21 protein-coding genes and 1 tRNA gene are annotated in these 25,350 nt (G+C 72.2%); 12 read left to right on the top strand and 10 right to left on the bottom strand.

All coding sequences use genetic code 11. The features are described from left to right. The first annotated feature begins 17 nt into the window (after positions 1-17). From IG90_RS0102670 to IG90_RS0102640, 6 genes are all read left to right on the top strand, one after another. A complete protein-coding gene (locus IG90_RS0102670; RefSeq protein ID WP_030576841.1) occupies positions 18-1,400 on the top strand; it encodes an MFS transporter in 1,383 nt (460 codons plus the stop codon). Positions 1,401-1,601: 201 nt separating this feature from the next. Then, on the top strand, positions 1,602-1,763 hold the full coding sequence (locus IG90_RS44190) for a hypothetical protein (RefSeq protein ID WP_157846279.1): 162 nt from the start codon (positions 1,602-1,604) through the stop codon (positions 1,761-1,763). A gap of 61 nt (positions 1,764-1,824) precedes the next feature. Next, entirely contained in the window at positions 1,825-4,218 is a 2,394-nt protein-coding gene (locus tag IG90_RS0102655; protein ID WP_030576838.1) for a tetratricopeptide repeat protein, read from the top strand. A gap of 43 nt (positions 4,219-4,261) precedes the next feature. Next, positions 4,262-4,531, top strand: coding sequence for a ribbon-helix-helix domain-containing protein (locus IG90_RS0102650; protein ID WP_030576835.1), 270 nt, complete (start codon positions 4,262-4,264; stop codon positions 4,529-4,531). Continuing rightward, positions 4,528-4,965 carry a type II toxin-antitoxin system VapC family toxin gene (locus IG90_RS0102645; protein ID WP_030576832.1) on the top strand — a complete coding sequence of 146 codons (438 nt, stop codon included), beginning with the start codon at positions 4,528-4,530 and terminating at the stop codon, positions 4,963-4,965. Before IG90_RS0102650 ends, IG90_RS0102645 begins: the two co-directional genes overlap by 4 nt. 177 nt (positions 4,966-5,142) lie before the next feature. Beyond that, positions 5,143-6,258, top strand: coding sequence for an ADP-ribosylglycohydrolase family protein (locus tag IG90_RS0102640; RefSeq protein WP_030576829.1), 1,116 nt, complete (start codon positions 5,143-5,145; stop codon positions 6,256-6,258). 204 nt (positions 6,259-6,462) lie between these two features. Here IG90_RS0102640 and IG90_RS0102635 read toward each other — a convergent pair whose 3' ends face one another. Then, positions 6,463-7,245, bottom strand: coding sequence for an SDR family oxidoreductase (locus IG90_RS0102635; protein WP_030576826.1), 783 nt, complete (start codon positions 7,243-7,245; stop codon positions 6,463-6,465). A gap of 85 nt (positions 7,246-7,330) precedes the next feature. Here IG90_RS0102635 and IG90_RS0102630 point away from each other — a divergent pair, with 85 nt between their 5' ends. Continuing rightward, the gene (locus tag IG90_RS0102630) at positions 7,331-8,173 is read left to right on the top strand and encodes a hypothetical protein (RefSeq protein WP_030576823.1); all 843 of its coding nucleotides are present in this window, start codon (positions 7,331-7,333) and stop codon (positions 8,171-8,173) included. Between the two features lie 154 nt (positions 8,174-8,327). Here IG90_RS0102630 and IG90_RS0102625 read toward each other — a convergent pair whose 3' ends face one another. From IG90_RS0102625 to IG90_RS0102615, 3 genes are all read right to left on the bottom strand, one after another. Beyond that, positions 8,328-8,534, bottom strand: coding sequence for a DUF397 domain-containing protein (locus tag IG90_RS0102625; RefSeq protein ID WP_030576821.1), 207 nt, complete (start codon positions 8,532-8,534; stop codon positions 8,328-8,330). Between the two features lie 229 nt (positions 8,535-8,763). Further along, positions 8,764-9,621, bottom strand: a complete 858-nt coding sequence (locus IG90_RS0102620) for a helix-turn-helix domain-containing protein (RefSeq protein WP_033893538.1) — start codon at positions 9,619-9,621, stop codon at positions 8,764-8,766. A 273-nt stretch (positions 9,622-9,894) separates the two neighbouring features. Beyond that, on the bottom strand, positions 9,895-10,614 hold the full coding sequence (locus IG90_RS0102615; protein ID WP_030576815.1) for a GOLPH3/VPS74 family protein: 720 nt from the start codon (positions 10,612-10,614) through the stop codon (positions 9,895-9,897). Between the two features lie 192 nt (positions 10,615-10,806). Here IG90_RS0102615 and IG90_RS0102610 point away from each other — a divergent pair, with 192 nt between their 5' ends. The 3 genes from IG90_RS0102610 to IG90_RS0102600 all read left to right on the top strand — a co-directional run bounded on the left by IG90_RS0102610 (position 10,807) and on the right by IG90_RS0102600 (position 16,562). After that, the gene (locus tag IG90_RS0102610; protein WP_030576812.1) at positions 10,807-13,353 is read left to right on the top strand and encodes a serine hydrolase; all 2,547 of its coding nucleotides are present in this window, start codon (positions 10,807-10,809) and stop codon (positions 13,351-13,353) included. A 161-nt stretch (positions 13,354-13,514) separates the two neighbouring features. Further along, complete coding sequence (locus IG90_RS0102605; RefSeq protein ID WP_030576808.1) at positions 13,515-15,473, top strand: MFS transporter; 1,959 nt, start codon at positions 13,515-13,517, stop codon at positions 15,471-15,473. 186 nt (positions 15,474-15,659) lie between these two features. After that, positions 15,660-16,562 (top strand): hypothetical protein, encoded by a 903-nt coding sequence (locus IG90_RS0102600; protein WP_051859942.1) that lies wholly within the window; start codon positions 15,660-15,662, stop codon positions 16,560-16,562. A 118-nt stretch (positions 16,563-16,680) separates the two neighbouring features. Here IG90_RS0102600 and IG90_RS0102595 read toward each other — a convergent pair whose 3' ends face one another. Further along, positions 16,681-17,532 (bottom strand): ATP-grasp domain-containing protein, encoded by an 852-nt coding sequence (locus tag IG90_RS0102595; RefSeq protein ID WP_030576803.1) that lies wholly within the window; start codon positions 17,530-17,532, stop codon positions 16,681-16,683. A 136-nt stretch (positions 17,533-17,668) separates the two neighbouring features. On the opposite strand from IG90_RS0102595, the gene IG90_RS0102590 reads away from it, so the two are divergent. Continuing rightward, complete coding sequence (locus IG90_RS0102590; protein WP_030576800.1) at positions 17,669-18,547, top strand: aminoglycoside phosphotransferase family protein; 879 nt, start codon at positions 17,669-17,671, stop codon at positions 18,545-18,547. A gap of 113 nt (positions 18,548-18,660) precedes the next feature. Then, on the top strand, positions 18,661-20,340 hold the full coding sequence (locus IG90_RS0102585) for a DUF262 domain-containing protein (protein WP_030576797.1): 1,680 nt from the start codon (positions 18,661-18,663) through the stop codon (positions 20,338-20,340). A gap of 298 nt (positions 20,341-20,638) precedes the next feature. On the opposite strand, the gene IG90_RS0102580 is transcribed toward IG90_RS0102585, so the two are convergent. The 5 genes from IG90_RS0102580 to IG90_RS0102560 form a co-directional block, all read right to left on the bottom strand. Beyond that, positions 20,639-20,711, bottom strand: a tRNA-Arg gene (locus IG90_RS0102580). Between the two features lie 146 nt (positions 20,712-20,857). Beyond that, the gene (locus tag IG90_RS0102575) at positions 20,858-22,423 is read right to left on the bottom strand and encodes a hypothetical protein (RefSeq protein WP_030576794.1); all 1,566 of its coding nucleotides are present in this window, start codon (positions 22,421-22,423) and stop codon (positions 20,858-20,860) included. Beyond that, on the bottom strand, positions 22,416-23,372 hold the full coding sequence (locus IG90_RS0102570) for a hypothetical protein (protein WP_051859940.1): 957 nt from the start codon (positions 23,370-23,372) through the stop codon (positions 22,416-22,418). Before IG90_RS0102570 ends, IG90_RS0102575 begins: the two co-directional genes overlap by 8 nt. Before the next feature lie 437 nt (positions 23,373-23,809). Next, entirely contained in the window at positions 23,810-24,655 is an 846-nt protein-coding gene (locus IG90_RS0102565; RefSeq protein ID WP_157846278.1) for a hypothetical protein, read from the bottom strand. Positions 24,656-24,845: 190 nt separating this feature from the next. Next, positions 24,846-25,346, bottom strand: coding sequence for a hypothetical protein (locus IG90_RS0102560; protein WP_030576774.1), 501 nt, complete (start codon positions 25,344-25,346; stop codon positions 24,846-24,848). Positions 25,347-25,350: the final 4 nt, after the last annotated feature.

Below are 25,350 nucleotides of genomic sequence, written 5' to 3'. Positions count from 1 at the left end.
AATCCTCGGAGTCCATCATGACCACCCACGAGGCCGCCTCGGCTGCGGCCGGTATAAGCGTCTTCTCCCCGAAGTCACCCTCGTTCGGGCTGCGTTACGGGGCCCTGTTCGGCCCGGTCGTGTTCGGTGTGACCGCCGCCGGGGTCGCCCTGCCCGACGTGGCGTCCTCCCTGAACACCTCGCCCACCGCCACCGCCTGGGTGCTGACCGCCCACGCCCTCGCCCTCGGCGTCGGCACGGCGCTGTTCGGCCGCCTCGCCGACACCCGAGGGGTGCGGGCCGCGCTGCTGCTCGGCTCCCTGGTGCTCGCGGCCGGCGCCGTCGTCTGCCTCGTCGCGCCCGGCCTCGGCGTTCTGGTGGCGGGGCGCTTCGTGCAGGCCGCCGGTTCCGGTGCGATGGCGGCCTGCGCCATGGCCCTCGCCGCAGCCGTACCGCCCGACCGGCGTGCCCGCGCCTTTGCCGGGTTCGGTGCCACGATGGCGGCCTTCTCGGCCGGCGCCACCCTGGCGGGCGGGATCCTCACCGAGTGGGTGACCTGGCGCGTCGCCCTCGTCCTGCCCGCGCTCTCCCTGCTCGTCGTACCGCTGTGCCTGGCTGGAGCGTCCACACGAGTGCCCGGGCGGAACGACTCCGGCAGGTCCAGGGCCATGGACCTGCCGGGAGCCGCCCTGCTGACGCTCACCGCCATGTCGTTCCTCGTGCTGATCCAGTCCTCCGCGCTCGCGCTGACCACCCCGCTGGTGACCGCCACCGCCGCCGTACTGCTCCTGTCGGCCGCCGGGCTCACCTGGCGCATCCGCGGTAGCGAGACCTCCTTCGTGCCGCGCGCGCTCGTCACCGACCGCGTCTTCCTGAAGGTCGCCGTCATCGGTGTCGGTGTGTACGGCGGCCTGTTCGCCGCGCTGTACGCCGTGCCGCAACTCCTCGTCCGCGACCACGGCTGGAGCGTCCTGTCCGTCGGCCTCTGGCTGCTGCCCGGCGCGGTCGCCGGTGCGGTGCTCTCCCGGCTGGCCGGCCGGCTCACCGCGGGCGACCACGGCAACCGGCTCCTGGGTGCGGTCTCCCTCGCCTTCGCCGTGGCGTTAGCCGGGGCGCTGACCGGTTCGGGGGTGCTGCTGATCCTCGGCGCCTCGCTCGGCTTCTCCGCCTTCTCCGTCACCCAGGTCTTCACCACCGCCCTGATGTCGGGGCATATCGAACCTGGCCGGCGTGGCGGTGCGATGGGGCTGCTCAACCTCACGTTCTTCGTCGGCGGCGGCGTCGGCAGCGCCACCGCGGGCGCGCTGGCGAACTCGATGCCGCTCTCCACCGCCCTGGGCGTGGTGGCGCTCTTCCCACTGATCACCGCCCTGACCGCCTTCACGCCGGCCCGGAGGTTCAGCCAGGGCCTCGGCGCATGACCGTCCCGGGCCGGCAGGCGGACCGTTGGCGTTCTCCTGCGTCCGGTCCGGCCCGTCGGATCAGGGGAGTCCGGAGCAGGTCAGTGGCCGTAGCGCAGGAGCACGGTCCGGGAGTCGAACGTCCGGGAGTCGAGGAGCTGGAGATCGAGCCGCTCCGCGGAATCCGGGAAGAGCACCTTGCCGCCGTCGAGGACCACCGGGGTGTACGACGACGTGGTGCTCGTCGATCAGACCCTGGTGGATGATCTTCCGCATGGCGTGGCCATCCGGGATGGCGAACTGCGACTACGCCTGAAGAGGCCACGTTGGGCGGCCGAGTTCATCGCAGTGAATACTGTGATCCGCGTCACGCGCGCCCGGTAGGTGCGGCAGGCCGCACGCGTGCGACTCCCGGACGGCCGGGCCCGCTGACAGACTGGGGCCCATGCCGCCGTCCAGCCCCCGCCGCCTCTCCCTCCAGCAGATCGTCGAAGGGCAACGCCGTGCCGCCTTCGTCGGGCGCGAGGCCGAACTCGGCCTGTTCCGAGCGAACTTCGCCCTGCCGCCCGAGGACCCCCGGCACCGGTTCGTCTTCCATGTGCGGGGCAACGCCGGGGTCGGCAAGACCTCGCTCGTACGGGAATGGCGGGAGGTGGCAGGGGAGTTCGGGGCGCTCACCGCTTCGGTCGACGAGAGCGCCGACTCCGTGCCGGACGTACTCGGCGCCATCGCCGAGCAGTTCGCCGAGCAGGGGCACCCGCTCAAGGTGCTGGACCGGCTGCTCGCCACGTACCGGCGTGCCCTCCACGACGCGGCCGGCCGGCTCGCGGCCGACAACGAGACCTCGGCCGGCGGGCCTTCGCCCGGGGCGCTCGCCGCCGCGCAGGCCGGGCTGATCGCGGCCGGGGCGATACCGGTCGTGGGTGCGCTGGCCGGGGGCATCGACCCGGCGGTCGTGGCGCGGGGCGCGGGCGGGCTGCGGGCGGTGTTCGGGGGCCGGGCCCGGCAGGCGGAGGAGGCCCGGCTGCTGGCGGAACCGATACGGGTCCTCACGCCGGTGTTCGTCGCCGAGATCGACCGGGTCGCGGACGCCGTGCCCTGGGTCGCCCTGTTCCTGGACACCTACGAGCGCACCGCACCCCAGCTGGACCGGTGGCTGGCGGACCTGCTGACCCCCGGGCGGTACGGCGAACTGCCCGCCAACCTCGTCCTGACCCTGGCCGGTCAGCGCCGCCTCGACCCGGTGCACTGGGGCGACCGGGGCCGCCTGGTCGCCGACGTACCGCTGGGACCGTTCACGGAGGAAGGGTCGCGCCAACTCCTCACCGGGCGAGGTGTGGTGGCGGAGACCGTCGTACGGGAGGTGCTGCGGCTCTCCGGTGGGCTGCCGGTCCTGGTGTCGACGCTCGCCGCCAACCCGGGCGCGGCCGGTGAGGCGAACGCCACCGCCGTCGAGCGCTTCCTGGCCGGGGAGAGCGACCCGGTCCGCCGGGCGGCCGCACTCGCCTGCGCGCTGCCCCGCCGGTTCGACGAGGACCTGGTGGCCGTGGCCGTACCGCACGGGTCGCACGTCGTCCCCGGGCTCTACGACTGGCTGCACGAACTGCCTTTCGTCGCCGAGCCGTACACCGGACGCTCCCGCTACCACGCCGTCGTCCGGGCCCCGATGCTCCGCCTCCAGCGGACCGGATCGCCGCAGCGGTGGAAGGCGGCGCACGACCGGCTGGCCGAGGCCTTCGCGGCCCGCCGGGACGCGGCGGCCGAGGGCCTCGACCCGGAACGCCTCTGGGCCTCCCAGCCGTGGCGCCGGGCGGCCCTGGACGTGCTCTACCACCGGCTCTGCGCCCGCCCCCGCACCGCGCTGCCCGAGGCCCTGCGCGCCGGGATCGCGCTGTGCGATCAGCGGCCGTCCCGCGCCCGGCACTGGGCCCGGACCCTCGCGGAGGCGGGCGAGGACGCCGACAACGCCGTACTCCGCGACTGGGGCCGGGACCTGCTCGCCGCCATAACCGACCACGGCCCCCGCCCCACCGCCGCCCTCGGGCTCCTGCTGACCCGCGCCGAGCTGACCGACACGGACCGGGCGGCGGCCCTCGTGGTGCGCGCCTGGGACCGCTTCCGCGCCGGGGAACTCGACGCCGCGCTGTCCGACCACGGGCGGGCGATCGCCGTGGACCCGCGCAGCGAACGCGCCCACCAGGGCCGGGCGGTGATCCTGCGGTCGCTCGGCCGCTACGAGGAGGCCCTCGCCGACCTGGACCGGGCCGAGGAGATCGCGCCCGCCTGGGCCTGGGCGGTGCGGGAGCGGGGCGAGACCTACCGGCGGATGGGCCGCTTGGAGGAGGCCCTGACCGTCCTGGACCGGGCGCACGCCCTGGACCCGTCCGACGCCGTGCCGCTGGGCAGCCGGGGCCTGGTCCGCCATGTGCTGGGCCGGCACGAGGAAGCGCTCGACGACTTCGACCGGGCGATCGCCCTGTGGCCGGAGTACGCGTGGGCGCTGGTCCGCAGGGCCCGGGTCCGCACAGCGCTCGGCGACCCGGTGGGTGCCCTCGCCGACCTGGACCGGGCCGAGGAACTGTCCCCCGGCCTTGCCGGGACCGAGGGGGAGCGGGGCGAGGTGTACCGGGCGACGGGCCGGCACGAGGAGGCCGTCGCCTGCTACGGCCGGGTCCTCGCCCTGGACCCCGACTACGCCTGGGCGCACGGCAGCAGGGCCCTCGCGCTGGAGGCCCTGGGCCGGGTCGCGGAGGCGCTCGCGGACCTCGACCGGGCGCTGGAACTGGACCCGGGGTACGCCTGGGCCCGGGCGCAGCGGGAGCGGCTGCGGGCGGCGTGACGAAGAAGCTGCACACCTGGTACAGGTCCTGTACCATCTATGCATGGTGCTGAAGCGGACGAATGTGTACGCGGACGACGAGGATCTCAACCTGATCAAGGAAGCTGCGAAACGCCTAGGCGTGTCCGAGGCGGAGTTGATCAGGGAGGGCATCCATCGGATCGCCCTCGCCCGGCGCGTGTGGGACGAGCCTTTCGTCACCGATGACGAGACCTTCGACCTGGGCGGGCCCATCACGCGCGAAGACGTGCGCGAGGCGGTGAACGAGGCGTTCGGCAGCGGAGAGTCGCGTGGCCCGGGGCGCGCGGCGTGATCGTAGTCGCTGACACATCCGGGCTGCTTGCCCTCTACAACAACTCGGACCCGGCCCACCTCGCCGCGCGCAAGGTCGTCGACCAGTGCGGCCTGTTGGTCGCGAGCCCCCTGGTGCTCACCGAGGTCCATCACGTGGCGTCGGTCCGGGGAGGCCGCCGGGTCGCCGACCACATCCTTCGCTCGATCAGCAAGCAGGTCAGGGAGGTGCGGCTCGTATTCGCGCCTCCTACGGCGGAGATCCTCGACACCGCACTCGCCGTGCGGGCCCGCTACGCGACGCTGAACCTCGATCTGGTGGACGCCGTCAATGTCGCCCTCGCGGCCGAGTACGACACGGACGCTGTGCTGACCCGGGACATCCGGGACTTCCGTGCGCTGCGGCCGCTTGCAGGCCGCTACGCGCACTTCCGGATCCTGCCGGACGATTTCTGAGCCACCCCCGGCCGCTGACACCCGCCGGTCAAAAACGACCTCAAGGACGTCCGTCGACATACCCGTACGTACCCAGGTCGCCCCCTCTACCGCCCGTTCCCGTTCGATTACAGTGCTTGCGCGGTCGCCCGCAGAGGCCCGCGCGGTCGAGCACGTGGTGACGGGGGAGGGGGCGGGGTGAGCACAGGGACCACGGCGGTCTGGGGCCGGGCCGAGCAGCAGGACTTCCGCAGCCGGGTCCGCGGGGCCCTGCTCGGCGGGGCTGTCGGGGACGCGCTCGGGGCCGGGGTCAGCGGGCTCGTGCTGGAGGAGATCCGCGCCGCCCACGGGGTCGAAGGGGTCACCGACTACGTCGTCGCGCACGGCAGACGCGGTGCGGTCACCGCCCTCACCCAGCTCACCCTGTTCACCGTCGACGGACTGATCCGCGCCCAGGTCCGCCGCGACACCGGAGCCTGGCACCCGCCCACCGATGTGCACCGGGCGCATCTGCGCTGGGCCGCCACCCAGCACGACTGGGGGCCCGACGAACGGCGCGAGGACAACGGCTGGCTGGCCGCCGAGGAGTGGCTCTACGCCCGCCGCGACCCCGCCCGGGAATGCCTGGGCGGCTTCGGCGACACCGTCATGGGCACGCTCGACCGGCCGAAGAACCCCGGCGCCCGGGACGCGGGCGCGCTCACCCGGTCCGCGCCGTTCGGGCTCCTGGTGGGCTGGGAACCGGGGCTCGTGCTCCAACTGGCCGTCGAGTGCGCGGCCCAGTCCCACGGCCACCCCGCCGCCCAGCTGGCCGCCGGAGCCTTCGCCGTACTCGTGCACGGTCTCGCGCGCGGCGAGGGCCTGGACGGGGCCGTGCAGCACACGCTGGCCCTGCTCGCCGAGCGCCCCGGCCACGAGCCGGTGACCGAGGCCCTGCGGCAGGCCCTCGGCTCCGTGCGGCAGGGCATCCCGGGCCCGGCGTTGATCGAGGCGCTGGGGGCGAGCGACGCCGCCGAGGAGGTCCTCGCCGGCGCCGTGTACTGCGCGCTGGTCAGCGAGGACGTCCGGCACGGGCTGCGGCTCGCGGTGAACCACAGCGGCCCCTCCCGGGCCACCGGGTCGGTCTGCGGGGCGCTGCTCGGGGCGCTGCACGGCGAGACCGCGCTGCCGCCGGCCTGGCTCGCGGAGCTGGAGGGACGGTCCACGCTCCTCGAACTGGCCGACGACTTCGCGATGGAGATGACCCAGGGCCCCGCCCTGCACAGCCCGACGGCCGTCGCCCCGGGCTGGCTGGCCCGCTACCCGCGCGGCTGAGGGCGGCGGGCCGGCTGCCCGCACGGCTGAGCGGCGGCGGGCCGGCTGCCCGCGTGGCAGGGTGGCGGGGGCCGCCTACCCGCGCGGCCGAGGGGCGGGGGCCGGGCCTCCGTCCTGGGCGGGGATCACGGCGAGAGCCGTGCGGAGCGGGTCGCGGAGGCGTCTCGTCGGGTTCTTCGCGGGGTTTCTCGTGGCAGGGGCGGGTCAGCGCATCAGTTCGCCCGCGTTGACCAGCAGTGACTGGCCGGTGATCGCCCGGGCCCGGTCGGAGGCCAGGAAGGCGACGGCCTCCGCCACGTCCCCGTCCGTGGCCAGCTCCGGCAGCGCCATCCGCTCGGTGAGCCGGGCCAGCACCTCGGACTCCGGTACGCCTTCGGAGGCCGCGGCGAACCGGACGTACGCCTGCACCGGCGGTCCCCACATCCAGCCCGGCAGCACCGTGTTGACCCGGATCCGGTCCGGGCCCAGTTCCCGCGCCAGGGAGTACATCGCCGAGGTGAGCGCCCCCTTGGACGCCGCGTACGCCGCCTGCCGCACCTGGGAGGGGGCGGCCACCGCGGACTGCGTGCCGATCACCACCACCGATCCGCCCCGCTCCTTGAGCGCGGGCAGGCAGGCCCGGGTCATCCGCAGCGTTCCCAGGAGGTTCACGTCGATGACCGACTGCCACGTGGCGAAGTCCGCGTCCTGGAGTCCGCCGAAGTAGCTGTCCCAGGCGGCCACATGGACCACCGCGTCGATCCCCCCGAACCGCTCCACCGCCAGCGCGGCCAGCGCCTCGCACTGCGCCTCGTCCGTGATGTCGGTCGACAGATGGGCCGTGTGCCGGCCCTCCGGGTCGATCTCCGCCGCCGACTCGGCCAGGTTCGCCGCCGTACGCGCCCCGAGCACCGCGCGCCCGCCGTCCCGGACCACGGTCTCCGCGACCCGGTGTCCGAGCCCCGGCCCGACGCCCGACACGATGACGGTCTTCCCCGCGAGCGACATCGGCGCCTCCCGGCCCTGGAAGTTCATCTGACGGAACGTCAGAGTAGGGGCAGATGCGAACCGATGGAAGGGGAAGGGAGAGACGGTGGGCGATGACGGGACACGGAGCGAGAGGTATGCCGAGCTGGCGGCGACCGGGCCGTACGGGGTCCGGCCGGGGCACGCCCTGATCACCATGGTCGAACCGCATCCGGGCCATGAGTACGCGTACAACCGCTGGTACGAGGACGACCACTACTACGCGGGTGCGACGGCGATGCCGTGGATGTTCGCCGGGCGGCGCTGGGTGGCCACCAAGGACCTCCAGGAGCTGCGGTATCCGGAGAAGTCGGCGGTGGCCCAGCCGGTCGGCGCGGGCTGCTACCTGTCGACGTACTGGGTGACCGAGGGGCGCTACGACGACCACATGAAGTGGACCGTCGCGATCAACAAGCGGCTGAACCGGGACGGCCGGGTCTACCGGGACCGGACCCACGTCTTCACGGCCTTCCAGGACCACGAGGCCACCGTCTACCGCGACGGAGCCGCCGGCCCCCGGGACTTCCACGCCCTCGACCACCCGTACGCCGGCCTCGTCCTCCAGGTCGCCGACGCCGAGGGGCCCGAACAGCGGGCGGAGCTGCTGGAATGGCTGCGTTCGCGCCATCTCCCGAAGCGGCTGGAGGGGTCGCCCGTGGCCATGGTCACGGTGTTCCGGCCGACGCCCCTGCCCGGCGACCGGATGACGTACGTGAAGGAGGTCGAGGGGGTCGACACCCGGCTGACGCTGCTGTGGTTCCTGCAGGAGGACCCGCGGACCTGCTGGGAGGGGCACTTCGCCGGCCTGGACGCGGCGGTCGCGGAGACCGGTCTGGGGCGGGTCGAGCTGGTCGCCCCGTTCGTGCCGACCGTGCCGGGGACGGACCGGTACGTCGACCGGTTGCGCTGACCGTCCGCGGTGCCGCCGCACGACGGTGTCGGATCGTGCCGAGCCCCCTCGGCCAGGACGGCGGACCGGTCGAGAGGGCTCCATCAGGTGGTGCTGGTGGTGCTGTGATGCTGGTGGTGCCTTGGTGCGGTGACGCGTGATCGGTGGCGCGTGATCAGGCGTCTACCGTGCCCGTGGCGACATCGCGCACGAACGCGTTCCACGCGCCGGGGACGAAGGTGAGCGAGGGGCCCTCGGGGGCCTTCGAGTCACGTACGGCGATGGACAGAGCGACCGGGGACTTGACCTCGACGCACGCGCCGTTGCCCCCGGAGTACGACGACTTCGTCCACTTGTCCGTAGCACCCTGAAGAATTGCCATGTTCACTCCGGTTCAGAGAGTTGGGTGAGTCGCACCAACCTGATTCCGATTGGCGTGATCGACGCTACCCGCCAAGCCCTGTTCATGAGATGGCCGTTCACTCGACCGGATGGTCTTCCCCTGGTAAGCCTTCCTGCGGGAGTAGGCGGCGGTGTACGATTCCGCCGCCCAATCCTCCCGAGCGCTCCGGGTGCTCCCGAGCACTCCCGGATGGCTCGTATACGGCGTGTCAGCCCGTGTACGACTTGGCGATCTTGGCGATGAACTCCCGGGTCTGCTCCACGTTCAGCGCCTGCGCACGCAGGTGCTCGTACATCACGCTGTAGCGCTGCACGTCGTTCGCCTTCTCCAGGTAGAGATCGCTCGTGACGCCCTCGATGTAGACGACGCTGGAGTCCGCGGCGTCCGGGAACTCCAGGATCGCGTACTGGCCGTTGATGCCCGGGTGTGCGCCCATGTCGAACGGCAGCACCTGCACGGTGACGTGCGGCAGGTGCGACTGCTCGACGAGGTGTTCCAGCTGGTCGATCATCACCTGCTTGTCGCCGACCCGCCGGCGCAGCGCCGACTCGTCGATCACCGCCCACAGCCGCAGCGGATTCTCCGGCGCGTTGACCCGGTCCTGCCGCCGCGACCGTACGTTGACCCGCTTCTCGATGTCCGACGGAGGGGCCTCCGGCAGCGCGCCGCTGATCAGGGCCTCGGCGTACGCCCGGGTCTGGAGCAGGCCGGGAATCATCTGCGGCTCGTACACGCGCAGCGACTCCGCGTCGGTCTCCAGACCGATGTAGACGCTGTACGGGATGTCGCCGAAGGCGTGCCACCAGCCCTGCTGGCGCGAGTCCTTGGCCATCTGCATGAGCGAGTCGACGATGCGGACGTCCTCGACCTCGTACACCCCGCAGAGGTCGCGCACATCGCGCTGGCTGATGGAGCGGCGGCCGTTCTCCAGACGGCTGATCTTCGACTGCGAGACCAGCAGCCGCTCCGCCACCTCTTCGGCCGTCATGCCTCTGAGCTCGCGCAGGCGGCGCAGTTCCTGGCCCAACCTGCGTCGCCTGACAGTGGGATTGACGTTGGACGGCACGGAAACGGCACCTCCGGCTATGTAGCTGTGCGTATCTACTGCTCAGCAGATTGCCACCCCTTGCCCCGGCCGCGCTGGGAAACGGCCACACGCAGGCCGCGGGGGCGTACGCACCGGTGCGCGGGACGGCGCACAAGCGCACGGGGCAGCCGGTGATGGTGACTACCGGCTGCCCCGTGCGTGGTGCGGCTCCCGGACCGGGTCCTGTGATGACTGACGACGGTACGGCGGTGTGCTGTTGTTCCCTGTTCCGGTGTTTCCCGGTCCGGACGGTCAGCTCGCGGCGGTGTGCGCCATGCTGCCGCGACGGACCTGTGCTTGCGGCTGCAACGGAACGCCCGCTGCCTGCTGCGTACGGCGTGGCTGGACGGCCACACCGTTCTGGACGTCCATCACGGCGTGCGCCACGAGACCGCCCATCGGGTCGTGCCTGATCAGGTCCCGGAGCCGGGAGCGCGATGAGCGCCCCTCGTTCCCGGGGTACAGATGCTTGCCGAGTCCGACCGCGTGGGCCAGTGCGGCGAGCGCCGCGGTCCGCGGGTCCGGCGGTACGCCGGTGCGGATCGCGCTGTCCAGCCGGTTCCTGATGTCCCGGCTGATCGCCGTCTCCGTCGCCTGGTAGCGAGTCGTCGGCAGCACTCCGCACATCTGGCCCGCCACGGCATGAACCATGCCGCACCGCTCCAGATGGGCGAGATAGATCTGGCGCAGCCCCAGGCGGGGCCCGCCGATCCAGTGGACCGCCCGAACCGGGCTGCCACGACGGCGCAGCAGTTCCAGTGCGGAGTCCAGAGTCGGATCTCCTGTCGGCCGTGGCATCACCACGGCGATACGATCCCCGTCAGGGGCTATCCGTCCTGCCAGAGCCAGCTCCACTAGCTGTGCCCCGGCCAGGCCGAGGTCGAGCGACTGCGGCTGCGCTGTGGTACCCGTGGTCGGGTCCAGAGCGAGCAACAGAAGCTCCTCCGGGATTGTTCTGCGGCTCCTGCCCATCCATGCCTCCCCGCGTGGATGTCTGACAGGGTGACCCCTCTCACAATCATCTGTCGAGAGCGCCTGACTGCTTTGTGCGGGAACCAGTAGGTATGTCGTTCTCGTCTAGCAGCTCGGCCAGGGGTTCACACAGGACACTGGTAGATGGTTCGGACAGCGCGGGGTGGCCCCGCAGCGCATGAGGAGGCATCGGTGGCGGGCGAGTCCCCCGACAAAACGGAGCAGCGGAAGTCGTCGGGGACGGCTGCGGAGGAACGCGACCCGCGCTTCGCCGTGTTCCGTGACCCTGGCGCGGACACGGACGCGGACGCGGGAGCGGGAGCCATGTCCGATACGGCGACCGCCGTGTTCCGTCCCCGGCTTCCGGAGGACGCCGCCCGGCGCGAGCCGGAGCCGGAGTCGGAGGGTGAGTCCGAGCCGGAGGCCGAGCCGGAGGCTTCGTCCGGGTCCGGGTCCGGGTCCGGGTCCGGGTCCGAGTCCGAGTCCGGGACTGTGTCCGAGCCGGAGCCCGAGACCCCGTCCGAGCCGGAGAGCGCGGCTGTGGCGGCCTCCACGGCCTCCACGACCTCCACGACCTCCACGGCCTCCACGGCCTCCACGGCCTCTGCGGAGGCTGTGGAGCCTTCGGAGGGCACAGGAGGCGCCGAGGACCGTACGGGCCCGGACGCGGACGCGGAGGGGCCGGCGGACGAGCTCCAGCCCAAGGCCGGGGACGGCCGACTGCGGGCCGCGGTGGCCGCCTGGGTCGATGCCGCGGCCGAGGACGAGCCGACGGCGGACAAAAAGCGCGAAGCCGACGCCGATTCGGGTGCGGGCTCCGATGCGGAGCCCGAGACCGACGGCAAGGACGAGCCCTCGGCGACGGCGGAACCGGAGCCCGAGCCGGAGGCGGCCGGCCGGCCGGAGGCCGACGCGGAGCCGGACGCGGTGTCGAAGTCCGACGCGGAGGCGGGCGCGGTGTCGAAGTCCGACGCCGAGCCGGACGGCAAGCCGAAGCCGGACGCCGACGCCGAGCCGGAGCCCGAGGCGGACGGCAAGCCGAAGCCGGACGCCGACGCCGAGCCGGACGCCGACGACGCCTCCGGCCTGCGAGGAACCGATCAGCCCACCGCCGTCTTCAAGGCGGTCAAGCCGGCCGAGCGGGTCGACCAGGCGACGACCGCGCTGAAGCTCCCGCCGCGCGAGAGCGAGCCCGAAGGCAAGCCAGGGAGCAAGCCGGAGGACAAGGGCAAGCCCGAGAGCGAGGTGGAGCGCACGAGCACGTTCGTGCCGCTGCGCTCCGACGACGTACGGCCCGCCCCCGCGCCGCGCAAGCCGGAGCCCGAGGCGGGACCCGGTGCCGGACCCGAGGCGCCCGTGCGCACCCCGGAGACCGGCTCGCCCGCCTCCCCGGCACCCGCCACCCCCTCCTGGGCGGCGGCCGAGCGGACCCGGCAGCAGCCGTTGCCGCCGAGGCCGCCGCTCGACCTGCTCGCCGAGCTGACGAACACTCCGCCGCCCCCGGAGACCCCGGTCCGGACCGCCGTCCGACGGGTCAAGATCTGGACCCCGCTGGTGCTCCTCCTGCTGATCGTCTTTGCGATCGTGCAGGTGATGCGCCCGCTGCCGGAGCCCTCGCTGGAACTCACGGCGAAGCCGACGTACACCTTCGAGGGAGGGGCGGCGAAGCTGTCCTGGCCGGGCCAGGGGCAGTCGGCCGTGATGGTGGACGGCGTCGGGTCGCTCGGTTCGGAGGGCGCGCAGAAGCCGGCCCCGATCGCGAGCGTCGCGAAGGTCATGACCGCCTACGTGATCCTCAAGGAGCACCCCCTCAAGGGTGACGAGGAGGGCGAGACGATCGTCGTCGACCAGCAGGCCGAGGACGAGTCCCAGCGCCCCGACGAGTCGACGGCCCCGCTGACCAAGGGGCAGGAGCTCACCCAGCGGCAGATGCTCCAGCTGCTGATGATCCCCTCGGGGAACAACGCGGCGCGGCTGCTCGCCCGCTGGGACGCGGACACCGAGGACGCCTTCATCGACAAGATGAACGAGGCGGCCAAGGACCTCGGGATGACCGGGTCGACGTACACGGACCCGAGCGGCCTGGAGAAGACCACCGTCTCCACCGCCACCGACCAGCTGAAGCTGGCGCAGGCGGTCATGCGCAACGAGGTCTTCCGGGGGATCGTGGACATGCCCGAGATCGAGATCGAGGGCATAGACGGCAAGATCTACAACAACAACAACCTCCTGCTGCAGCCGGGCGTGAGCGGCATCAAGACCGGCTCCTCCACCCCGGCGGGCGGCAACCTCCTCTGGTCCGCGAACACCAAGGTCGACGGCAAGTTGCTGTGGATCTACGGAGCGGTCATGGGCCAGCAGGCCGGTACCGGCCGGGTCTACGACAGCCTGGAGCTGTCGCTCCAGAACAGCCTGAAGCTGATCAAGGACGCGCAGGAGGCCGCCACCTCGGCGACGGTGGTGAAGAAGGGCGATGTCGTCGGGTACGTGGACAACGGGTTCGGCGGGCAGACCCCGGTGGTCGCCACCGAGAACCTCAAGGCGGTCGGCTGGTCCGGCCTGGAGGTCGAGCTCAAGGTCACGGACAACGGCACGGGCATCGACCACGCCGCGAAGGCCGGGAGCGAGGTCGGCGTGGTGACCGTGGGCACCGGCCCCGGAAAGGTCACGGCGCCGGTGGTGCTGCAGAGTGATCTGACCGAGCCGGCCTTCGGCGACAAGCTGGCCAGGATCGGCTGAGACACCGGAGCGGGGGAGGGCGGGGCGGCGCCGCCCCGCCCTCCCCCGCTTATGACAGGGATACGTGCCGGGGGTACGTGTTAGCGTCCCCGGACAACTCAGGGACGCCGGGACGCGTCCTTGAGGAGGTACGGGGCCGGCGGAGGACGGGGAGAGCCGTAGTGACCACCGCGGAGCCGAAGCCCGGCCGCGAGGCGGACGAGAGCACCGGGGGCGGGGGCGACGCCCTGCACGCTCGCGTGCCGTCCCCCCGTGTCCCGGATTCCCCCGAATCTCCTGAATCTTCCGATTCGGCTGAATCGGCTGGTTCCCTCGACTCTCCCGGGTCTCCCGAGCCCACCGCAGGAACCGCCGCAGGAGCCACCGAGGGATCCACGACCCCCGAGCCGCCCTCGGCGCACACCCAGGCCCGACGGCTGCTGAGGCACCCCGTCACCATCGCGACGGCGGCCGCCGCGGTCCTCCATCTCCTCTGGTTCTTCTTCTTCGCCAACACCGGCGGCGACATCGCCGCGCAGGACGCGTGGGCCGAGTTCGTGGGCCGGCACCCCGGTACCGCGTACAACCTGGCCTGGTACGGGGGCATGCACCCCGTCTCGTACAGCGTGGTCTCGCCCTACCTGATGTCGGTGCTCGGCGTCCGTACGACGATGATGATCGTCGGCACGGTCTCCTCCGCGCTGACCGCGCTGATCCTCGTACGGGTTCCGGCCGTCCGCAATCCGCTGGCCTGCTCGCTCGCCGGGGTCTTCGCGTTCCTGTGCAACGCGCTGTCCGGCCGGGTGACGTTCGGGCTCGGCATGATGTTCGCCGTCGGCGCGGTCGCCGCGGTGTTCTGCTGGCCCTACCGGTGGCGGTACAAGCGGTGGGCCAAGGCCGCCGTCGCCGCCCCGCTCGCCGCGCTCGCGACCGCGTCCAGCCCGGTCGCCGGACTCTTCCTGGGCGTCGTCGCGGCGGCGCTGTTCCTCCACAAACGACGCCCCGGGGCGTACGCGATCGGGCTCGCCCCGGTCGCCGTGGTGGGGCTGTCCGCCTGGCTGTTCCCGTTCTCCGGTACGCAGCCGATGTCGCTCGGGACGCTGTCGCTGCCGTTCCTCTTCGCGGTCCTCGTGTACGTCCTGGTACCGCGCGACTGGAGCACGGTCCGCACCGCCGCCGCCGTCTACGGGCTCGGCACGCTGCTCACGTACGTCGTCGACTCGCAGATCGGGTCGAACATCACCCGCATGGCGATGCTGTTCGCCGGAGTCACGCTGCTCGCCGCCCTGCCCTTCGCGGTGCCGCGCAGCCGCCGCTGGTACGCCCTGGTCATCGCGTTCACCGGGCTCAACTTCTGGATCGGCTTCAAGAGCGTAGACGACATCGTCCGCACCGCGCCCGCCGCGTCCTGGAACCGTGAACTGGCCCCGCTCGTCAACCAGCTCCAGCAGGTGGAGGCCGAACGCGGCCGGGTCGAGGTCGTGCCCGCGAGCAGCCACCGCGAGGCCTCCGCCCTCGCCCCGTACGTCAACCTGGCCCGGGGCTGGAACCGCCAGGCTGACATGGAGCGCAACCCGCTCTTCTACGACGACACGCTGGACCCGGTGAACTACCGGGAGTGGCTGGACCGCTGGGCCGTGCACTACGTGGTGCTGCCCAAGGACCGGCCGGACTCCTCCGGGGCCGTCCAGGAGGCGGAGCTGGTCGAGCAGGGGCAGCCGTATCTCCGCGAGATCTGGGGCGACGAGAACTGGAAGCTCTTCCGGGTCCTGGACCCGGTGCCCCTCGCCGACCCGCCGGCGACGGTGGAGCGGGCGGGCGCGGGGGATCTGACGATCACCGTGAAGTCGGCGGGGCGCGTGCTGATCCGGGTGCCCTACTCGCGCTGGCTCGCCCTCGTCGACGAGGACGGCGAGAGCGTGGAGCGCCCGCAGGAGACCGAGGAGTCGAAGGAGCGGTCGGAGGAGGACGAGACCGCGCCGAAGACCTACCTCAACACCCACGGCTGCCTGAACAAGGTCGAGGAGGGCCCGTACGGCGACGAGTGGACCGAACTGCTCGCGCCGCGACCGGGTGTGTACCGGCTCGCAGCCCCCTACCAGTTCCAGCCGGGCACGCCCTGCCCCGAAGAACTGAGCTGAGCCGGGACGGCTGCCCCCCGATGGGCTCGTCGGCCCAGCGTCCCAGAGGATCCCGCAGGCGTCCCGCCGCGTCCCGTGTACGGGCCATCGTGTGCGGGATCTCCCTCTGCGGGCGGCGCCCTGGCAAGGTGTCCTGCCATGACGTGCCAACACTGCGGCGGCGGGCGACGAGCTCCGCTGCCCGGAATGGTCTGCCCCGGTTGCGGCGCGGGGACGTCCAGGGTGCCCGACGCGGCCGGTTCCTGGGTCGTGCGCGAGACGCTGACGGGCCGCCTCTCCACGTTGCCCCGCCGACGCCGGGCCCTGCTCGCGGCGGGCGTCGTGGTGGCGGCCGGAAGCCTGGTCACGGTCGCCTCGCTGCTGGCATCGGGCGGCGGGAGCGTGGGCGGCGGCAGCAGCCGTACGGACGCGGCGGGCCGGGCGGGCGCGCTGCCCGACCGGATCGGCGGCGCGGCCCCCACGAGGATCGGCCCGGGAACGGGCGCGGACACGGATGTGCCCGGCGCGCCTGATGCTCCGCCCGGTACTCCGCCCGTCCCGTCCGCTTCCCCGGGCCCCCCGGCTTCCCCGGGGGACGGCCGCCGCTTCACGCAGTGGGCGGGCCCAGGCTGCGCGGACGGAACGTACAAGGAGCACGGCCGTTTCGAGAGCGGGGACGCCGGCTGGTACACGGTCGGATCCGGCGGTTTCGGCGGTGGCGGGTGCGACGGCCGGTTCAGCTCGGTTCCGATGTCGGGCAGCCCGACGGAGGACCAGGGCTCCACGGCCACCTGGTCCTGGCGGCCGGGCCGGGGGTTCAGCGAGTGCGCGGTGACCGTCTTCGTCCCCGGGGGCGGCCGCCCCCGCGACACCGCCGGGGACCCCACGGTCTACCGGGTGCTCTCCGACCCGGACGAGGCGGACTCCGCGTACACCGGTTTCGCGGTGCTCCAGACGGAACACCGGGGGAGCGCGGTCCCGGTGGGCAGCTACCCGGTCAAGGGAGACGTCTTCGCCGTCCAGCTCATCGACCGGGGCCGGGACTGGGGCGACGCGCGGCGGGTCGGCGCGCACCACGCGGCGGCCCAGATGAGAGCCACCTGCCACTGAAAGCCTGTCGGCAACGCCGGAAGCGTGCGTGCCAGGGCCTGGCCGCCCGATCAGAGGTCACCCGACAGGCCCTGAGCCGCTCCGTGCGCCTGTGCGGGCCGGCCGGCAGCCCGTCGGCCTACCGCACGAAGGCGCGGTCGTGCGGCGACAGGTCCGTGGCGGGTCCGGCGGCGCGGAGGACCGTGTCCAGGGCCCGGTCCGGGTCGGCCGAGTAACATCCGCTTGCCCAGGCCGCGTTGGCTTCGATCACGGCCCATCGGCCCTCGCCGTCCCGGCCGACGTCGACGACGATCGCGGAGGGCAGGGTCTCCCCGGCGCCCGCGAGGACCTCCCGCCCGAAGGCGAGCGCCTCCCTGTCCGGCGGCCCGAGCCGGAGCCGGCCGGCCTCGGCGTACTGCCCGGCCGTGTGGACGGCCCCGTCGAGCAGATGGAGCCGGTACTCGACGGCGAACGTCATCACGTCGCTCACCAGCACCACGGTCGCCGGGTCGACGGCATCCGGCCCGGGCAGCCGGGACCCGTCGGCGTACACGAGCGCCGAAATGCTCTTGTCGTTGGGCGACTTGACGAAGGCGGGACGCCGCAGCCGGTACGCCTCGCCGATGGGCATCGCCCGGATCTCCCGCCGGGTGAGCGCCCGGGGGAGCCGCGCGAGCCAGTCGGCGGGGGCCTCCAGGAGGGCGATGCCGAGTGCGGGGGCCACGACGTCGGCGAAGGAGGGCCCGGCGTGCAGATGCACGGCATGCCCTTCACCCCCGGTGCTCCCGCCGCTCCCGGCACTCCCGGTCCACTCCGTCCTGCCCGCCCACTCCTGCGTCCCCGCCCACCCCGGCCTTCCCAGTCCTTCCGGTACGGCGGAGGGCGTCGCCTCCACGATCCGCAGCCCGCGCCGCAGTGCGGTGGTACGTAACGCCCGGGCGGAGGCGGTGAGCCGGGGCGGGAGGACGAGGATGCGCGGGGGGCAGGTCATGGCCGCAGATCCTTCCGTACGGGTGCACCGCGCCCCACCGGTTTTCCCGACACGGCGAGGCGGGCCGACGGGATCACGGGAAGGCGGGGCTGAGGGCTGTGTTGTGCGGGCCGGGGCTGCCTGGTTCGATCGCCGCATGATCATTGAACCGTCGCTCGTACGCGGCCTGATCGCCGCCCAGTTCCCGCAGTGGGCGGACCTCCCCGTGGAGGCGGTCGACGCGAGCGGAACCGCGAACGCGATCTACCGCCTGGGTGCCGACAAGGCCGTACGGCTGCCCCGTACCGAGGGCAGTGCGGCTGATGTGGCGACGGAGCACCGCTGGCTGCCGCTGCTGGCCTCGCGGCTGCCCTTCCCCGTACCGGTTCCGCTCGCGCAGGGCGTTCCGGGCACCGGATTTCCCCGGCCCTGGTCGGTCTGCACCTGGCTGGACGGTACGAACCCGGGCCCCGGCGACGGCTCTTCGGCCTCCGACCTGCTCGCGGCGGACCTGGCGGAGTTCGTGCTGGCGCTGCGCCGGATCGACCCGGCGGGCGCCCCGCCCGCCTACCGCAGCGAACCGCTGGCCACCCGCGACAAGGCGACCCGCGACGCGCTCGCGACCCTGGACGGGGTCCTCGACCCGGGGAGCACCACCGCTGCCTGGAACGAGGCCCTGACGGCCCCACCCTTCACGGACCGGCCGGTCTGGGCGCACGGGGACCTCCAGCCGGGCAACGTCCTGGTCGCGGACGGTCGCCTCACCGCGGTCATCGACTTCGGCCGCACCGGCCTGGCCGACCCCTCCGTAGACCTGATCGCGGCCTGGTACCTGCTGACCGCCGGGGCCAGGGAGACGTTCCGTACAGCGGTCGCGGCCGACGACGCCACCTGGGCGAGGGGGCGGGGCTGGGCGCTGACCATCGCGTTGATGGAGCTCGCCCACTACCGGGACGTGAACCCGGCGATGGCCCGGATCGCGGCGCACGTGATCGACGAGATCCTCGCGGAGGGGGCGGGGGCGGCCAAGAGGTGAGAGGGGGACACCGGTGATCTTCTTCGGCACGCCCCGGGCGTGGTGCAGGAGGCCGGGGTCGAGTTCACGGCACTACCGGGACGTGGCGTCAACCGCTGCCCCATCATGGGGACATGCAGCAGCTAGAGGCGCAGGAAGTGTCCCTGCACAAGGTGTTCAGCAGTGACTACGACTTCAGCATCCCGGACTACCAACGGCCGTACGCCTGGGATGTCGAGCAGGCCGTCCAGCTGCTCACCGACTTGGAGGAGTCGCTGGAGAGGGGAGCGGACGAACCGTACTTCCTCGGTTCGATCGTCCTGGTCAAGGCCAAGGGCGACGCACCTGCCGAGGTCATCGACGGGCAACAGCGCCTGACCACCCTGACCATCCTGCTGGCCCTCCTGCGAGACCTGACGGAAGACGCCGACCTGCGCAACGACCTCGACAGGCTCGTCACGGAGCCCGGCGACAAGGTCCGGCGGCGTGCTCCGAAGCCCAGGCTCACCCTGCGCCGGCGCGACGCCACCTTCTTCCACCAGTACATCCAGACAAGGGAAGCCACCGAGGCCCTACGGGGTCTGAAGGAGGAGGCTCTCCCGACGGACGCGCAGAAGGCCGTCCTGCGCAACGCGGCCGCACTGCACGCGATACTCGCCGAATGGTCCGAGGTGCGCCGCCTGGACCTCGTGCAGATGCTGGGCGAGCGCACCTTCCTGGTCGTCGTCAGCACCCCCGACCTGGACAGCGCGCACCGCATCTTCAGCGTGATGAACTCCCGGGGCATGGACCTGTCGCCCACGGACATCTTCAAGTCACGCATCATCGGGGCTCTGGACGAGGTCGCCTCGGAGCAGTGCGCCCGCAAGTGGGAGGACGCCGAGGAGGCCTTGGGCCGGGACGACTTCGCCGACCTGTTCCTCCACCTGCGCATGGTGTTCGCCATGAAGCGGGCGGAGAGGGAGCTGCTCAAGGAGTTCCCCGAGCAGGTGCTCAGCCGCTATCTGCCGGGCAAGGCCGAGGCGTTCGTCACGGAGGTCGTGGTGCCGTACGCGGACGCCTACGTGCAGATCCGCGATGCCCGCTACACGGCGGCCTCAGGGGCCGAGCAGGTCAACGCCTGGTTCAAGCGCCTCCAGCAGATCGACAACAACGACTGGCGGCCCGCGGCTCTGTGGGCACTGCGCAACCACGGTCACGATTCGGCCTGGCTCGACAGCTTCTTCGGCGCGCTGGAGCGTCTGGCGGCCAGCATGTTCATCCGCCGCGTCTACACCACTCCCCGCGTCACGCGCTACGCAGACCTCCTGCGGGAGCTCGACGCGGGCAAGGGCCTGGACGCTCCGTCCTTCGCCTTGACGGACGAGGAGAAGACCGAGACGCTCGCACGCCTGGAGGGCGACATCTACCTCGTCACCAGGACCCGTAAGTACATCCTGCTCCGCCTGGACGAGATGCTGGCCGGAAAGCCCGGCGTCTCGTACGACCACGCGGTGATCACCGTCGAGCACGTGTTGCCGCAGAACCCGAAACCGGGGGCGCGGTGGCTGCGGGATTTCACGGAGGAGCAGCGTGGGCAGTGGACGCACCGGTTGGGCAACCTCGTTCTGCTGAACCGGACGAAGAACGCCTACGCCCAGAACTACGACTTCACGGAGAAGAAGACCAAGTACTTCACCGGCAGGCACGGCGTATCCACGTTCGCTCTGACCAGCCAGGTTCTTCAGTGCGAGACGTGGGCGCCGGAGCTGCTGCAGAAGCGGCAGCTGCGACTCGTGGGGCTGCTGGGCGACGAGTGGGACCTGCACCTGTAGGCAACTGGAGGTGGCAGATCCAGATCGGTACCGCGACCGGTCCGGAGCCGAAGCCGGGCTCCGTTTCCTCACCACCGAGGGGCGGTGGGCCGAGGCCCTGGCGCACATCGAAGCCCACCATGGCATCGGAAAGCGGCACGCCGCGGTCATCGACGCGGCGAAGGCGGCGGGCGTCGCACGCAACCCCTACGGGTCTGACGGTGCGCTGGCTCACGCAAACGGCCCCGGACGAGGAGTCCGAGGCCGAATAGGAGCCCTCCCTGGGGGATGAACCCCAGGCCAGCGCGGTAACGCGTTGTGCCCCCGGCAGGATTCGAACCTGCGACACCCGCTTTAGGAGAGCGGTGCTCTATCCCCTGAGCTACGAAGGCCGGGCCTTGCGGAAAACGTGGCTGAATACTCTCAGTGACTATTCGCCGCGTCTCGACAAGGGTGGGGACCGCCACTGGGTGGCGGTCCCTGACAGGGTAGCGGATCGGGGTGGGGTGGTGGGCTGGGGCTGATGCCTCAGCTGGGTTCATGACCGGCGGGGCTTGTCGCTGTCGTCACTGGGGCCGGTGGTCTCTGTGTCTGCGTCGGTGTAGGTGGGGTCTTCTTTGTAGCGGGCGGCGCTGGTGGCGTTCTGGGCGAGGAGGAAGCCGAGGACGACGAGGCTCTGGGCTTCGGCGCCGAAGGCGATCATGCGGCGGTTCCATAGGGAGCGGTCGAACTGGGAGAAGCCGGCTTCGGTGTCTTCGCGGCCGCCGTAGAGGGTTTGGTGGACGGCGGTGTTGTCGGGGATCTGCAGGAGGTGCTCGGCGCGGTGGAAGCCTGTTTCGGTGTCGCTTTGTCCTTCGTCGCGTTCGCCGGGGGTGGTGGTGACGCCGACGGGTTCGCGGTGTTCGTGGGGGCCGCGGGGGCAGAGGACGGTGAGCAGGTGGTACCAGCGGTGGGTGTGGGTGCTGGCGCGGCGTTCGAGTTTACGGACGGGCAGGGGGATGAGGGTGCTGGTGCCGTTGTCGAGGTAGGCGCGTTCGTGGACGCGGCCGCCTGAGGACCACAGTTCGTGGCGGCAGCGGCCGTAGCTGAGGGTGCGGATGTAGCGGGGCTTGGTGCCTTTGTGCTGTTTGTTGATCAGCAGGCGGCCGCGGCGGGCGATGACGTCGCGGTGCATGCCGCGGAAGGCGCCGTCGTAGAGGACGCCCATGCAGCCGTCGGCGGCGTCCAGGATGGTGCAGGCCAGGTCGAGGGCGACGGCGGCTTCGCCGCCTTCTTGATGGTGGGGGACGTGGGCGTAGTTGAGGAAGACGCGGCGGAAGTAGCCGCGGTGGCGGGTGGAGAAGACCACGAACTTGGTGCCCAGCACCATCGCTCCGTCGTTCTCGTTGTCCTCCGTGTTCGGGTCGGGGGCCTCGTTCGCGGGTGTCCGGTCCGGGGTGGTGCCGGTGCGGTCGGCGCCGCCTTCCTTCTGCCAGGAGGAGGCGGGGTCGACGCGGTGGCGGCGGATCTCGCCGGTGGTCGTATCGACGCTGTAGGGCTGGGTGGACAGGGTGGGGGATTTGGCGACGGTGCCGTCGCCGGCGATGAGCTGGTGGCGCTGCGGGCCGCTCCAGCAGCGCCGCTCGTCGCCGGGCAGCAGGCCCTGGCGCAGGGCCTGGGCGAGGGCGAGGTCGCTGAAGGTGGCGTTGAGTTCTTCCAGGCGGGGGACGAGGAGTTTGCGCTGGGCGTGCTGCCACTGGTGGCGGGAAGGGCCGGTCCTGGGCAGGCGCTTGGCCTCGTCCTTGCCCAGGTGGTGAGCGACGCCTTTGCGGATCTTCTTCCAGACGGTCGTGTCCTGCAGGTCGCCGGCGCAGTAGCGGGCGGAGCCGTGGATCCCGCGTAGTGCGAGGAAGAGGACGTAGACGTAGGGCGGGTACTCGGGCGGTCGGCCGCGGCGCGGTCCGGGCTCGTGTTCGAGGATGGCGGCGAGGCGGTAGAGGTCTTCGAAGCGTGCTACGTCCTTGACGCGGCGGGAGGTGGTGCGCAGGTCGGATTCGCAGGCGCGGCGGGCGGTCTTCTTGCGCTGGGTGCGCGGTACGCGGTCGCCGAAGAGGTCGTCAGGCATCGGGGATGTCTCCGTTCGGTGCGGTGTCCGGGTCGGTGGTGTGCTGCCAGTCGTGGCCGATGAGGGTGGCAGTGCTGTCGAGGGAGGTCATGCCGAGGTGGCGGGCGGCGGCTTCGATGCGGTGGGTGCGGGTGAAGGTCTCCCAGCCCGCGTACGCGGTGATGGAGGCGGGGCGGACGGCCGGGTCGGCGCCGAGGCCGATGCGGTTGATCAGGTCGCGCAGGGCGACGCAGACGCGGGCCTGGATCTGTTCGTCGGTGCCGTTGCGGGACGACACGGCCAGCCGCAGGCGGCGGAGGTCCTGGCCGGGTGGTGCGGTGGCCTGGATGTGGTGGGTGCGGGCGGCCAGGACCTGGAGGCCCCAGGCGTCGAGCGGGCACCAGCGGGGTCGGGTCTTGGTCGAGCCGTGTATCCACACCCGGGCCGTGGTGAGGTCGAGGTCTGAGGGGGTGATGTGGCCGATCTCGCCGCTGAAGCCGCCCGCCAGGGCCAATGCCGCGGCGGCGGCGTGGCGGGTGGGGCGGTCGGTGAACTCCGCTGCCAGGCGCAGTTCGACCGTCTCGGCCTCGTCCAGGGGGCGGGTCTCGCCGACGGTGCGCGCCGGCAGGTCGATGTCCCGGGTGGGGTCGGTGTCCGTCAGGCCGAGCCGGCGGGCGGTGGTGAAGCACATCCGCAGCACGCTGCGGCGCAGGTGCCGGGTGGACAGCGAGGCCGGTGCGATGTGCCCGTGGCGGGTGCGGCCGTGCGCGTCGACGAACTGTGTGGCCAGGGCCGTATCGAGGTCGCAGAGCAGCGGGGCGCCGCGCACGGTGGCGAACCCCTCGAAACGGTTGAGGAGTTGGCCGAACCGGCCGAGGGTCTGCCTGGACATCTCGCCTCGGGCGGCCAGGTCCTGCCAGGCCGTCAGGACCTGGCTGATGGCGGCCGTGAGGGTGATCTCACCTGCCATGACCGACGCTCGCCGTCGGTGCGGCCATCGGGCCGGGCCCAGCCGGCGGCGGGGCGGGCCCAGCCGGCGGCGGGGCGGGCGGGTCTGGGATGTCGGGCATGCTTCCACCTCCACACGAGCGGTGCGAACATGCACCACGGTGGGGAGGGTTGCGAGCGCCCGCAACGCGAGGGCGCCGAAGTAGTGAACGGCTCGTCCGTTCGGTGTCCGCCCTGACGTTCGCTCAGCGTGCTGGGCGCAGCGGGGTGTTGGGCATGGGCGCTGGTTCCCTTCGGCTGCCGGATGTCATGCTGGCCGGTGCGGGGTGGATGGCGAGGGGATTGAACCCTCCGCGTGCGGGTCCAGAAGCCATACGCGGACACCAGCCGCCACCCCCGGGTGCGCCGTCCCGGCCAACGCCGGGACGGCGCACCGCTGTTGCCGGGTGGCGCCGGCTGTCAGGAGGGTGGTGCGAGGGCGCCGCGCAGGCTGAGCAGGACGCCTTCGAGGAAGGCCGCGTACCGGGCGTCGGGCAGGGCCTGCACTTCCTGTCGGGTCAGCCCGAGCAGGGCGGTGCCCGCGGCGCCTTCGGCCAGATCCTCACCCGGCTCCCGCTCCTGTTGGCGCTCGTCCGGCTGCGGTGGCACTGGTGGCTCCGCCTTCGCTTCCTGCGTCGTGTCCTTGCCTGGCCCGGAGCCGGGAGCGGCCGCGGGCGGCACGCCGTCGGGGGGCGCGAGGTGGATGCGCAGTTGTTCGTCGCGGACCAGAACCAGGCCGATCACGAGCCACTCCACCAGGTACATGCCGCGCAGCGGCACCCCAGGCAGGCCCGCGCGCAGCCGCTTCGCCAACTGCTCCTGCGGCAGGGGGCCGTCGGCCAGCAGTCGGGTTGCCGCTTCGCCGGACCAGTGCGCTTGGAGCAGAGGGCGCAGCACCAGCCGCGCCCGGGCGGAGTCCTTGGGCCACAGCTGGGCGAACGCCCGCCCGTGGTCGGTGACCGCGTACCGGCCGCGCGCGGCCCGCACCAGCCCCACGTCCGACAGGAAGCTCATGCAGTCGCCGACGGTGGCGGGGCTGTTTCCGGCGTGCTGCGCGAGCCGGCTGCGCTGCACGTCGTCTGTGTGCTCGGTCAGGAAGGCGAGCCCGAGAATGATGTTGATCTGCTGGGCAGGACTGGAGCGGCCGCTGGGCAGCGTCCGGCGCGGTGGCGCGGCGCCCGCGTCCGGCTGCCCGTCCTGCCGGCCGGGTGCCCCCCTGCCCGCGTGCCAGGGCGTACTGGAATTCGGATGCGAAAAGATAGACACGGTGAGCCCATTTCCCGGCCCAAGGGCGGGCCGAATTTTCTCCGGGCTCTCGCGCGCACGCCGAAAGGCGCATAGAATGACGGCGATGCGTGCGTGAGCCCAGAAAACTGCGCGCCCCAGTGCCGCCGAACTAGGCCTCGGCGGCACTTGCGCGTGTACCTCTAACGTGCTGTGTTGGATATGGCGTCCGCTATGTATCACCGCCCTCGGCGCCCGGCGGGATTCCGTACACACCGCGTACGACCCTGGCCAGTGCTCCCGTCCGTACCAGTTCGGTCAGTTCCGGGCCCAGCCCGCTGAGCTTGATGTCCGGGCGTACGGCGCTCAGGTGCGCCGCGATCTCCCACCTCTGCACGCCGCGCTCCTGGCCGCGCACGAAGGCGAGGATCTCCTGGGCGAGCGTCGGCCGCGTCCGGCCCGAGTCCGGGGCTTGCTCAGCATCCGGGGCGGAGGGTGGTTCCGGCACGTCATCGGGCATCTGCGCGGCGTCGGGCAGCAGTTCTTCGGCGCCGTGTGTCACCCGCTGGGACACCTCCGCCCGCGTGCTAGCGGAGTCGAACCCGCTCTGCGCCGCCGCCATCTCCTCCTGGGCCCGGGCGAGGCGGTCCTTCGCCGCAGCAAGCCGCTCCTGGTCATCGGACGCCAGCGACCTCAGTTCGGTCAGGACGGCCCGCGCTCCACGTGACTGCACGAAA

Origin of the sequence: Streptomyces anulatus (genome assembly GCF_000721175.1) — a bacterium.
Classification (GTDB): domain Bacteria; phylum Actinomycetota; class Actinomycetes; order Streptomycetales; family Streptomycetaceae; genus Streptomyces; species Streptomyces anulatus_C.
This window is presented reverse-complemented; position numbering and strand designations above follow the sequence as displayed.

What these genes read in the sequence shown, in the direction of transcription:
- IG90_RS0102585 (WP_030576797.1), top strand. Translation starts at nt 18,661, where the DNA reads ATGCAGCAGCTAGAGGCGCAGGAAGTGTCCCTGCACAAGGTGTTCAGC.
- IG90_RS0102590 (WP_030576800.1), top strand. Translation starts at nt 17,669, where the DNA reads ATGATCATTGAACCGTCGCTCGTACGCGGCCTGATCGCCGCCCAGTTC.
- IG90_RS0102600 (WP_051859942.1), top strand. Translation starts at nt 15,660, where the DNA reads ATGGTCTGCCCCGGTTGCGGCGCGGGGACGTCCAGGGTGCCCGACGCG.
- IG90_RS0102650 (WP_030576835.1), top strand. Translation starts at nt 4,262, where the DNA reads ATGGTGCTGAAGCGGACGAATGTGTACGCGGACGACGAGGATCTCAAC.
- IG90_RS0102655 (WP_030576838.1), top strand. Translation starts at nt 1,825, where the DNA reads ATGCCGCCGTCCAGCCCCCGCCGCCTCTCCCTCCAGCAGATCGTCGAA.
- IG90_RS0102635 (WP_030576826.1), bottom strand. Translation starts at nt 7,245, where the DNA reads ATGTCGCTCGCGGGGAAGACCGTCATCGTGTCGGGCGTCGGGCCGGGG.
- IG90_RS0102625 (WP_030576821.1), bottom strand. Translation starts at nt 8,534, where the DNA reads ATGGCAATTCTTCAGGGTGCTACGGACAAGTGGACGAAGTCGTCGTAC.
- IG90_RS0102575 (WP_030576794.1), bottom strand. Translation starts at nt 22,423, where the DNA reads ATGCCTGACGACCTCTTCGGCGACCGCGTACCGCGCACCCAGCGCAAG.
- IG90_RS0102570 (WP_051859940.1), bottom strand. Translation starts at nt 23,372, where the DNA reads ATGGCAGGTGAGATCACCCTCACGGCCGCCATCAGCCAGGTCCTGACG.
- IG90_RS0102595 (WP_030576803.1), bottom strand. Translation starts at nt 17,532, where the DNA reads ATGACCTGCCCCCCGCGCATCCTCGTCCTCCCGCCCCGGCTCACCGCC.
- IG90_RS0102670 (WP_030576841.1), top strand. Translation starts at nt 18, where the DNA reads ATGACCACCCACGAGGCCGCCTCGGCTGCGGCCGGTATAAGCGTCTTC.
- IG90_RS0102615 (WP_030576815.1), bottom strand. Translation starts at nt 10,614, where the DNA reads ATGGGCAGGAGCCGCAGAACAATCCCGGAGGAGCTTCTGTTGCTCGCT.